This window comes from Kitasatospora xanthocidica, assembly GCF_014656195.1.
Classification (GTDB): domain Bacteria; phylum Actinomycetota; class Actinomycetes; order Streptomycetales; family Streptomycetaceae; genus Kitasatospora; species Kitasatospora xanthocidica.
The window spans coordinates 37,793-48,664 of record NZ_BNBY01000046.1; the positions used below are offsets into that span (position 1 = coordinate 37,793).

2 protein-coding genes are annotated in these 10,872 nt (G+C 74.7%); both read right to left on the reverse strand.

Going from position 1 to position 10,872, the window contains the following annotated elements; all coding sequences use genetic code 11:
* Nucleotides 1-52 precede the first annotated feature (52 nt).
* Nucleotides 53-1,312 carry a cytochrome P450 gene (locus IE332_RS38455; RefSeq protein ID WP_189926033.1) on the reverse strand — a complete coding sequence of 420 codons (1,260 nt, stop codon included), beginning with the start codon at nucleotides 1,310-1,312 and terminating at the stop codon, nucleotides 53-55.
* Between the two features lie 305 nt (nucleotides 1,313-1,617).
* Nucleotides 1,618-10,821, reverse strand: a complete 9,204-nt coding sequence (locus IE332_RS42130; RefSeq protein ID WP_268256667.1) for a type I polyketide synthase — start codon at nucleotides 10,819-10,821, stop codon at nucleotides 1,618-1,620.
* Nucleotides 10,822-10,872: the final 51 nt, after the last annotated feature.

Consider the following 10,872-nt stretch of genomic DNA (forward strand, 5'->3'; position numbering starts at 1 on the left):
GGCCGCGCCCCGGGCAGGGGGCGCGGCCTTCGCCGTGCTGCGGGCGGGCCGGTCAGCCCACGACGACCGGAAGGTGCTCGTAACCGATCAGGCCCAGGCCGGTGCGCTTCTCCGGCGTGCCGACCACCTCGATGGTCTTGAAGCGCTCCAGCAGCGCCGGGAAGAGCACCTGGGTCTCCATCCGCGCCAGCGCCGCGCCCATGCAGAAGTGCGGGCCGCCGCTGAAGCTCAGGTGCGGGCCCTGGTCGCGGGTGAAGTCCAGCTTGGCCGGGTCCGGGTACTGCAGCGGGTCGCGGTTGGCCGCCGCCAGGATCAGCCACATGAAGTGGCCCGGCGGGATCTCCTGGCCGCCCAGCAGGGTCGGCTCGGTGGCGACCCGGCTGGCGCCCACGATCGGCGTGCCGTGGCGCAGCAGCTCCTCGATCGCCTTCGGGGTCAGGCTCGGGTCGTCGCGCAGCAGCTTCTGCTGGTCCGGGAACTCCCAGAGCGCGTGGACCGCGTTGCCGATGAAGTTGGTCGTGGTCTCGAAACCGGCCACGAACAGGAAGCTCGCCAGGCCCAGCAGCTCGTCCTCGGACATCCCGTCCTGGCCGCGCCGCGCGGCGAGGCCGGAGAGCAGGTCCTCGCGCGGGTTCCGGGCCCGCTCGTCCAGCAACTCGCTGAAGTAGCCGCGCAGTTGGGTCGCGGCGCGGTCGGCCCCGGCGAGGTCCTCCTCGGTGTAGTAGCCGGCCCAGACCCGGGTCCAGCCGTTCGCCAGCTCGTAGAAGAGCATCGCCTGGTCGTCCGGGACGCCCAGCATCTCGGCGATGACGGCCACCGGGAAGCGGCTGGCCAGCACGTCGATCAGGTCCACCGGCCGACCGCCCGCGCCCTGCTCGGCCAGGTCGTCCAGGTGCTTGGCGGCCAGCCGCTCCACGACCTCGCGCATCTTCTGGATCGCGTTCGGGGTGAAGACGTGGCCGGCCGCGCCGCGGACCCGGGTGTGGTCCGGCGCGTCCAGGCAGACGAGGGCGCTCAGGTAGAGGCGCATCGACTCGTGGTCGGCCCAGTCCTCGCGCCACTTCGCCGCGGCCGCCGGGCCGTTGGCGGTGTTCTGCATCCGCATGACCTCGGCCACCTCGCGGTAGCCCGTCACCGCCCAGAGGCCGGGGTACTGGGCGCTCGGGAACACCCGGCCGGCGGAGCGGAGCTCGTCGTACAGCGGGTACGGGTCCGTGACCATCGGCGGCGTGCCGAGACGGTTCAGCGCGGTGTTGGCCGCCTCGCGGGTGGCGTCGGTCACCGGTTCGGTGGTCGGTTCGGTCGTCGTCATGACGGGCTCCGATCGTGTCGGTCGGCCCCGTGGCGCGGAACTCCTCGGCGCGCGACGGGAATGGTGCCGGAGAACACCGGGCGGTCACCCGGGTCGGCGTACGGGCCCGGATGCCCGGGGGCGCAAGGCCCGGGGCGGGGTGCCCGGCGCCCGCCACGATAGGGCGGGGATTTTTCGGCCGGGCACCCCTAGTCGCCCCTGTCCTCGGCGGGCTCGGTGCGGTGCGGTCGTGGTGCGGTGCGGTGCTTCGTGGTGCGGTGCTTCGTGGTGCGGTGCGGAGTCGTGCCCGTGTCGGGCGGTGGCGGTCAGGGCTGGTCGGGCAGGCCGAACTCCTGGTCGAGGATGTCGAAGAGCTCGTCGTCGGTCGCGGCGCTGAGGTCGGCCTCCGGCACCGCCTCCCGGTCGACCCGCCAGCGGCGCAGCAGCGCCTCCAGCCGGTCCGTCACCTTGGCCCGGGCGGCGTCACCCGCCGCCGGCCCGCCCGCCGGATCGGCCGCCGCGAACGCCGCGTCCATGGCCGCCTCCAGGCGGTCCACCTCGGCGAGCACGGCGCCCGTCGTCCCGGCCCGCTCGGCCTCCCCGACCAGCTCGTCCACCAGAGCCACCACATCGGGCACGGTCGGGTGGTCGAAGACCAGCGTCGAGGGCAGCACGGCGCCGGTCGCCGTGGTCAGCCGGTTGCGCAGCTCCACCGCGCTGAGCGAGTCGAAGCCCAACTCGCGGAAGGGCAGCCGCTGGTCCACGGCGGCCGCCGACGGGTACCCCAGCACCACGGCCACGTGCGAGCGCACCAGCTCGGTCAGCGTCCGTTCCCGCTCCGCCGGGGCCAGGCCGGCCAGCCGGCGGAGCAGGTCCTCGGCGGCCGCGGCGCCGTCGGCCCGGCCGGCCGAGCCGGAGCGGGCGACCGGGCGCACGATGCCGTGCAGCAGCGGCGGCAGGACGCCGTCCGAGGCCAGCTCGCGGATCGCGCCCTGGTCGAGCCGCGCGGCCACCAGGAGCGCCTCCGGGTGGCACAGGGCCTCGTCGAACAGCGCGAGGGCGTCGGCCGGGGCCAACTCCCGCAGACCGGGCCGACGTCGGGACGGACGGTCGGAGTCCTCGGACCCCTCCGTCCTGGCCCCGGCCCAGGGCCCGTAGGCGAGAGCGATCCCCGGGAGGCCGAGGCCGCGGCGGTGCCCGGCGAGCGCGGCGAGCCCGGCGTCGACCGCTGCGGCGGCCGCCTGACCGGCCGACTGGAGCAGTGCGGACGCCCCGGTGAGAACGACGAACTGGGAAAGCTCCAGGCCGAGTTCGCCGGTGACCTCGTGCAGGGTGCGGGCGTCGTCGGCCCCGGCGGCGAGCAGGTCGCCGAACCGCTCCGGGGCGAACGTGGACACCGTCGCGGCCTCACCGGCCGGAGCGGCGTGGACCACCGCGCGGACCGGCGGCTCGGTGCCACGGATCAGCTCGGTGAGCGCGTCACGGTCGGCGACGGCGTCCCCGTCGGCCACCCGGACGTCCGCGCCCAGGGCGGCCAGTTCGGCGGGGTCGCTACCGGCGCCGAGCAGAAGCAGGTGGCGGACGCCGTGGTGGGTGACGAGGTGGCGGGCGAGGAGGGAGCCGAGGGCGCCGGTGCCGCCGGTGACCAGGACGGTGCCGTCCGGGTCGAACGACGGGCTCGCGGTCGCGGCCTGGGCCTCGGGTTCCACGGACCGGCGGCGGACCAGGCGCGGGGAGTGCGGTACGCCGCCCCGGAAGGCCAGTTCGGCCTCGCCGGAGGCCAGGGCGACCGCCGGTGCCCGCTCGGCTCCAGGGCCGCCGTCGGTGTCCACCAGGACGAACCGGTGCGGGTGCTCCGCCTGCGCCGCGCGCACCAGGCCCCAGACCTGGGACTGCGCCGGGTCCGGCCCGTCGACGGCCCCGGTCGTCACGACGACCAGCGGCGTGTCCGCGCACCGGTCGTCCGAGAGCCACCGCTGGAGCGCCGCCAGCGTACGGGCGGCCGCCCGGGCGTTCGACGGGCAGCGGAAGACGGCGCCGTCAGAGGCCGCCAACTCCTCATCGGTGGGCCGGACTTCCCCGAGCTCCACGAGAACGGCGGAACGGCTCGGCGCGGCCGGTGCCAGCGGCTGCCACTCCACCCGGAACAGCGGGGCCCGGTGACGTTCGGCCCGCAGCGTCACGGCGTCCACCACCGCCACCGGGTGGCCCTCGTCGTCGGCGATGCCCAGCGACACCGTCTCCTCGTCGCTGCGGGTCAGCCGGACCCGCAGCACCCGCCGGCCGGCGGCGAACACGCTCACCCCGCGCCAGGCGACCGGTGAGGCGACACCGCCCCGCGCGGCCAGGGCGGAGAGCAGGGCGGCGTCGAGCAGGGCGGGGTGCAGGTTGTACGGGGTCGCGTCCTCGGTCTCGGCCTTGACCTCGGTCTCGTGCTCGGGGAGGGCGATGTCGGCGTAGACGTCCTCGCCGAGGCGCCAGACGGCGCGCAGGCACCGGAGCGCGGTGTCGAGCACGGCGGGCTGGTCGTGGAGGCCGTCGAGGGAGTCGAGGGGGATCGGTTCGGCGCCGGTGGGGGGCCAGGTGGTGAGTGGTTCGGGTGTCGGGTCGGTGGTGGGGGCGAGGGTGCCTTCGGCGTGGCGGGTCCAGTCCTGCTGGTCGGGGTGGCGGGAGTGGATGGTGAGGGTGCGGCGGCCGGTGGTGTCGGGTGCGGTGACGGTGGTCTGGAGCTGGACGGTGCCGTGCTCGGGGACGGTCAGCGGGGCGTGGAGGGTGAGCTCTTCGATGACCGGGCAGCCGGTGTGGTTGCCGGCCCGGGTGGCCAGCTCGACGACGGCGGTGCTGGTCAGCCAGGGGAGGGCGTCCGGGGTGAGGCTGCTGGTGACGTGGGTGGCGCCGTCGGGGGTGTCGATGGCGACGCCGAGCAGCGGATGGTCGGGGCTGCTGGATCCGGCCCGTGTGGCGAGCCAGTACGTCCGGTGTTGGAAGGCGTAGGTGGGGAGGGGGATGGTGTGGGCGGTGGGGTTGAGGGGGGTGAGGTGGAGGGTGGCGAGGGCGGTGACCAGCTGACGGGGTTCGGGGTGGTTGCGGCTTGTGGTGGGGGTGGTGTTGGGGGTGAGGGGGGTGAGGGCGGCGTCGGGGCCGATTTCGAGGTGGGTGGTGACGCCTTGGGTGGCGAGGTGGGTGATGGTGTGGTGGTAGCGGACGGTGCCGCGGAGGTGGTTGACCCAGTAGTCGGCGTTGGCGTCGGTGAGGGGTGTCCCGGTGAGGTTGGAGATGACCGGGATGGTCGGGGCGTGGTGGGTGATGCTCGTGGCGATGGCCCGGAAGTCTTCGAGGATCGGGTCCATGAGGGGGGAGTGGAAGGCGTGGGAGACCTTCAGTCGGGTGTGCTTGCGGTCGGCGAACTGCGCGAGCACGGCGTCCACGGCGGCTTCGGTTCCTGAGATGACGACGCTGTCGGCGGAGTTGACGGCGGCGATCGTCACGTCTTCGCCGAGGTGGGGCTGGATTTCGTCTTCGGTGGCGCGCAGGGCGGCCATCGAGCCGCCGGTGGGCAGGGATTGCATGAGGCGGGCGCGGGCGGAGACGAGGGTGCAGGCGTCGTCGAGGGTGAGGATGCCGGAGGCGTGGGCGGCGGTGATCTCGCCGAGGGAGTGTCCGGCGAGGTAGTCCGGGCGGACGCCCAGTGACTCCAGCAGTCGGTACAGCGCGGTTTCGAAGGCGAACAGGGCGAGTTGGGCGGTGCCGGTCTGGTTGAGGGCGTCCGGGTCCTCGCCCCACATGACCTCCCGGACGGGGACGTCGAAGCGTGCGAGGACGTCGTCCAGCGCCGAGGCGAAGACGGGGAACGCCTCGTACAGCTCCCGGCCCATACCGAGGCGTTGGGCGCCCTGGCCGGTGAAGAGGAAGGCGAGGCGGCCGGTGAGGGGCTGGCTGCTGACGATCCCGGGGTGGTTCTTCCCTTCGGCCAGTGCGCGGAGCGCGTCGAGGAGCTCGTCGCGTCCGGTGCCGATGACGACGGCCCGCTGGTCCAGCTGGGCGCGGGTGGTGGTGAGGGAGTGGGCGATGTCGCGCGGGTCGGCGTCGGTCGCCTCGATGTGGGCGAGCAGGCGGGTGGCCTGGTCGCGCAGGGCGTCGGGGGTGCGGGCGGACAGGGGCCAGGCCAGCGGCAGGGCGGGTTCGGTGGCCGGGGTGGCCGGTTCGACGGCTGCCGGTTCGGGGGCCTGTTCGATGATGACGTGGGCGTTGGTGCCGGAGATGCCGAAGGAGGAGACGGCGGCCCGGCGCGGGCGCCCGGTCTGCGGCCAGTCCTGGGCCTGGGTGAGGAGTTCGACCTTGCCGGTCTCCCAGTCGACATGGCTGGACGGTGTGTCGACGTGGAGGGTCTTCGGCAGGACGCCGTGGCGCATGGCCTCGACCATTTTGATGATGCCGCCGACGCCGGCCGCGGCCTGGGCGTGTCCGATGTTGGACTTCAACGAGCCGAGCCAGAGCGGGGCTTGGCGGTCCTGTCCGTAGGTGGCGAGCAGGGCCTGGGCCTCGATGGGGTCGCCGAGCGTGGTGCCCGTCCCGTGCGCCTCGACGGCGTCGACGTCGGCCGCCGTCAGTTGCGCGTTGGCCAGCGCGGCGCGGATGACGCGTTGCTGGGCGGGGCCGTTGGGTGCGGTGAGGCCGTTGGAGGCGCCGTCCTGGTTGACGGCCGTGCCGCGGACGACGGCGAGCACCGGGTGGCCGTTGCGTCGGGCGTCGCTGAGCCGTTCGACGAGCAGCATGCCGACGCCCTCGGCCCAGCCGGTGCCGTCCGCCGCGTCGGAGAAGGCCTTGCAGCGCCCGTCCGCGGCGAGTCCGCGCTGGCGGCTGAACTCGACGAACAGTTCGGGGGTGGCCATCACGCAGACCCCGCCCGCGAGGGCGAGTGTGGACTCGCCGGTGCGCAGTGACTGGGCGGCCATGTGCAGCGCGACCAGGGAGGACGAACAGGCGGTGTCGACGGTGACGGCCGGGCCCTCGAACCCGAAGGTGTAGGAGATGCGCCCCGACGCGACGCTGGTCGCCCGTCCGGCGCCCGTGTACCCGGCGACCTCCTCGGGGACGCCCGAGCCGCTCGCGTACTCCTGGTGCGAGGCCCCGACGAACACGCCGGTCGCCGTGGCGGCCAGCGATGCCGGGGCGATCCCGGCCCGTTCCAGCGCCTCCCAGGAGGCTTCCAGCAGCAGGCGCTGCTGCGGGTCCATGGCGAGCGCCTCGCGCGGGCTGATGCCGAAGAACGCGGGGTCGAACCGGCCCGCGTCGTAGAGGAATCCGCCCTCCAGGGTGTGACCGCCGTCGGCGCCGGCCGCGGCCTCGTAGAGGTGGGTCCGGTCCCAGCCGCGGTCGGTGGGGAAGGCGGAGACGGCGTCGACGCCGTCGGCGACCAGCCGCCACAGGTCCTCGGGTGAGGAGACCCCGCCGGGGTAGCGGCAGGCCATGCCGATGATGGCGATCGGCTCGTCGGGGTCGCCCGCGCCGGCGGTGCGTCCGGTGCTGCCGGGCGTGGCGGTGGTGGCCGCGGTGCCGGGTCCGTCGGCGGCGAGCTCGGCCGCGAGGTGGCGGGCGAGGGCTTCGGCGTTCGGGTAGTCGAAGACGAGGGTGGCCGGCAGGCGCAGGCCGGAGGCGGTGTTGATGCGGTTGCGCAGTTCGATCGCGGAGAGCGAGTCGAAGCCGAGGTCCTTGAAGGCCCGCAGCGGGTCGACGGCGGCGCCCGAGCTGTGCCCGAGGACGGCGGCGGCCTGGGTGAGGACGGCGTTCAGCGCGAGTTCGAGCCGTTCGTCGGCCGGGGCCTGGGCGATGCGCAGGGCGAGCGTGTCGCCGTTCGCGGCGCCGTCGGCGGCCGTGCGGCGGGTGGGCACCCGGACGAGTCCGGAGAGCAGCGGCGTGGTGGTGCGGACGACCTGGAGGTCGAGCCGCATCGGGAGGACCACCGGTTCGGTGAGCCGGGTGGCGGCGGCGAAGAGCCCGACGCCCTGCTCGGCGGAGAGCGGGCGCATCCCGGACTGGGCGACCCGGCGGATGTCGGTCTCGCTCATCGCCCGGCCCATGCCGTCGGCCCACAGGCCCCAGGCCAGTGCCTGACCGGGCAGTCCGGTCGCCCGGCGGTGGGCGGCGAGGGCGTCCAGGAAGGCGTTGGCCGCGCCGTAGTTGCCCTGCCCGCCGGAGCCGACGATGCCGGAGGCGGAGGAGAACAGGACGAACATCGCCAGGTCGAGGTGGCGGGTGAGCTCGTGCAGGTGCCAGGCGGCGGTGGCCTTGGGGCGCAGGACGGTGGTGACGCGCTCGGGGGTGAGCGAGGCGATGACGCCGTCGTCGACGACGCCCGCGGTGTGCACCACGCCGGTCAGCGGGTGTTCGGCGGGGATGCCGTCGATGACGGCGGCCAGCAGCTCCCGGTCGGCGACGTCCCCGGCGGCGATCCGGACGTCCGCGCCGAGTCCGGTGAGTTCGCGGACGAGTTCGGCGGCGCCGGGCGCGTCGCCGCCGCGCCGGCTGAGCAGCAGCAGGTGGCGGACGCCCTGCTCGGCGACCAGGTGGCGGGCGACCAGGGCGCCGAGGCCACCGGTGCCGCCGGTGACGAGGACCGTGCCCTCGGGGTCCAGGTCGGTGGGGACGGTGAGCGTCACCTTGCCGACGTGCCGGGCCTGGCTGATGTGCCGGAAGGCCTCGGCGGCCCGGCGGACGTCCCACGCGGTGACCGGTGACGGGCGCAGCGCGCCGGACTCGAAGAGCGGCAGCAGCTCGTGCAGCATCTGCCGGATCCGCTCGGGCCCGGCGTCCAGCATGTCGAACGCCCGGTAGGTGACGCCGGGGTGGTCCAGGCCGATCTGTTCGGCGTCGCGGACGTCCGTCTTGCCCATCTCGACGAAGCGGCCGCCGCGCGGCAGCAGACCGAGCGAGGCGTCCACGAACTCGCGGGCGAGCGAGTTGAGGACCACGTCCACCCCGGCGCCGTCGGTGGCGGTGCGGAACCGGTCGGCGAAGTCCAGGGTGCGGGAGTTGGCGATGTGCGCCTCGTCCAGGCCGAGTTCGGCCAGGGCGGGCCACTTGCCGGGGGAGGCGGTGCCGAACACCTCGGCCCCGAGGTGCCGGGCCACCTGTACGGCGGCCATGCCGACACCGCCGGTCGCCGCGTGCACCAGGACCCGCTCGCCGGGACGGACCGCGGCCAGGTCGACCAGGCCGTACCAGGCGGTGAGGAAGACGATCGGGACGGTCGACGCCTGCTGGAAGGTCCAGCCGGTCGGCATCGGGGCGAGCAGCCGGTGGTCGCTCACCGCGACCGGGCCGAAGGCGTTCTCGAAGATGCCGAACACCCGGTCGCCGGGCCGCAGGCCGGTGACCCCGGGCCCGCACTCCAGCACCACGCCGGCTCCCTCGCCGCCGATCGCCCCTCCGCCGGGGTACATGCCCAGCGCGATCATCACGTCCCGGAAGTTGACGCCGGCCGCCCGGACCCCGACCCGGACCTGTCCGGGCTCCAGCGGCGCCGCGGCGTCCGGAGCCGGGGCGAGTTCGAGGCTCTCCAGGGTGCCGCCGCCGGTCGTCTCCAGCCGCCAGGGCCCGGCCGGCGGCACCAGCCCGTCCCGGGCGGACACCGCGCGCAGCCGTGCCAGGTGGGCCGTACCGGCGCGCACCACGAGCTGCGGCTCGTCCCCGGAGGCCAGCAGCGCGGCGATCCGGGCCTCGGTGGTCGCGTCGTCGGCGTCCACCAGCAGGTAGCGGTTCGGTGCCTCGGCCTGAGCCGCCCGGACCAGGCCCCACGCCGACGCGGCGGCCAGGTCGGTGACCCGCTCGCCGTCGAGGGCGACCGCGCCCCGGGTGCGGACGACCAGCCGGGACTCGGCGAAGCGCTCGTCGGCGGCCCACGAGGACAGCGCACCGACCAGGCGGTCCGTCAGCTCCTGCACCGCCTCCGGAACGTCCAGGCCCTCGGCCGGCGCGGCGTCCAGGAACACCAGGCCCGGGACCGCCCCGTCGGCCGTCGGCTCGCCCCAGCGGCCGTACGACGCGGCCGGGCCGTCCTCGGGCACGCCGCCCGCGGGCGCGGGCAGGGCCTCCCAGGCCACCCGGTAGAGCGACTCGAAGGGGTTGCGGCCGGGGCCGCCACCGATCTGCTCGGCGCTGAACTCCCGCAGGACGAGCGAGTCCAGTGCCAGCACCGGCTGCCCGGTCGGGTCTGCGGCCGTCAGCCGGATCTCGCCGTGCCGCAGCGGGGTGATCCGCACGCGCAGGGCGCGGGCGCCGGTGGCGTGCAGGTGCAGGCCGGACCAGGCGAACGGCAGGGCGGCGCGGTCCTCCGAGGCGCTGGTCAGCGCCATCGGGTGCAGGGCGGCGTCGAGCAGCGCCGGGTGCAGGTTGAAGGGGGACGCGTCCTCGTCCTCGGGGAGGGCGATGTCGGCGTAGACGTCCTCGCCGAGGCGCCAGGCGGCGCGTACGCCCTGGAACACCGGGCCGTACGGCAGACCACCCAGGGCCATCCGCGGGTACAGCCCGCTGACGTCCACCGGCTCGGCGCCGGTGGGGGGCCAGGTGGTGAGTGGTTCGGGTGTCGCGTCGGTGGTGGGGGCGAGGGTGCCCTCGGCGTGGCGGGTCCAGTCCTGCTCATCGGGGCGGCGGGAGTGGATGGTGAGGGTGCGGCGGCCGGTGGCGTCCGGTGCGGTGACGACGGCCTGGAGCTGGACGGTGCCCTGCTCGGGGACGGTCAGCGGGGTGTGGAGGGTGAGCTCTTCGACGGTCGGGCACCCGGTGTGGTCGCCGACCTGGGTGGCCAGCTCGATCAGGCCGGTACCGGGGAAGACGATGGTGCCCGCGACCACGTGGTCGGTGAGCCAGGGCTGGGCGGTGGTGGACAGGCGCCCGGTGAGGACGGTGGTGCCGGTGTCGGGGACGATGAGGTGCGTGGTGAGGATCGGGTGGCCCAGGGGGGTGAGGCCGAGAGCCGCCGGGTCGGCGGTGGTCAGCGGGGTGGGCAGCCAGAACTGCTCACGCTGGAAGGCGTAGGTGGGGAGGGGGATGGTGTGGGCGGTGGGGTTGAGGGGGGTGAGGTGCAGCGTGGCGAGGGCGGTGACCAGCTGACGGGGTTCGGGGTGGTTGCGTCGGGTGGTGGGGGTGGTGTTGGGGGTGAGGGGGGTGAGGGCGGCGTCGGGGCCTATTTCGAGGTGGGTGGTGATGCCTTGTTCGGCGAGGTGGGTGACGGTGTCGTGGTAGCGGACGGTGCCGCGGAGGTGGTTGACCCAGTAGTCGGCGTTGGCGTCGGTGAGGGGCTGGCCGGTGAGGTTGGAGATGACCGGGATGGTCGGCGCGTGGTGGGTGATGCTCTTGGCGGCCGTCCTGAAGTCTTCGAGGATCGGGTCCATCAGCGGTGAGTGGAAGGCGTGCGAGACCTTCAGCCGGGTGTGCTTGCGGTCGGAGAAGTGGGCGAGCACGGCCTCGACGGCTGCCTCATCGCCCGAAATGACCACGCTGTCAGCCGAGTTGACGGCCGCGATCGTCACGTCCTCGCCGAGCAGCGGGATGACTTCGTCTTCGGTGGCGCGCAGGGCGGC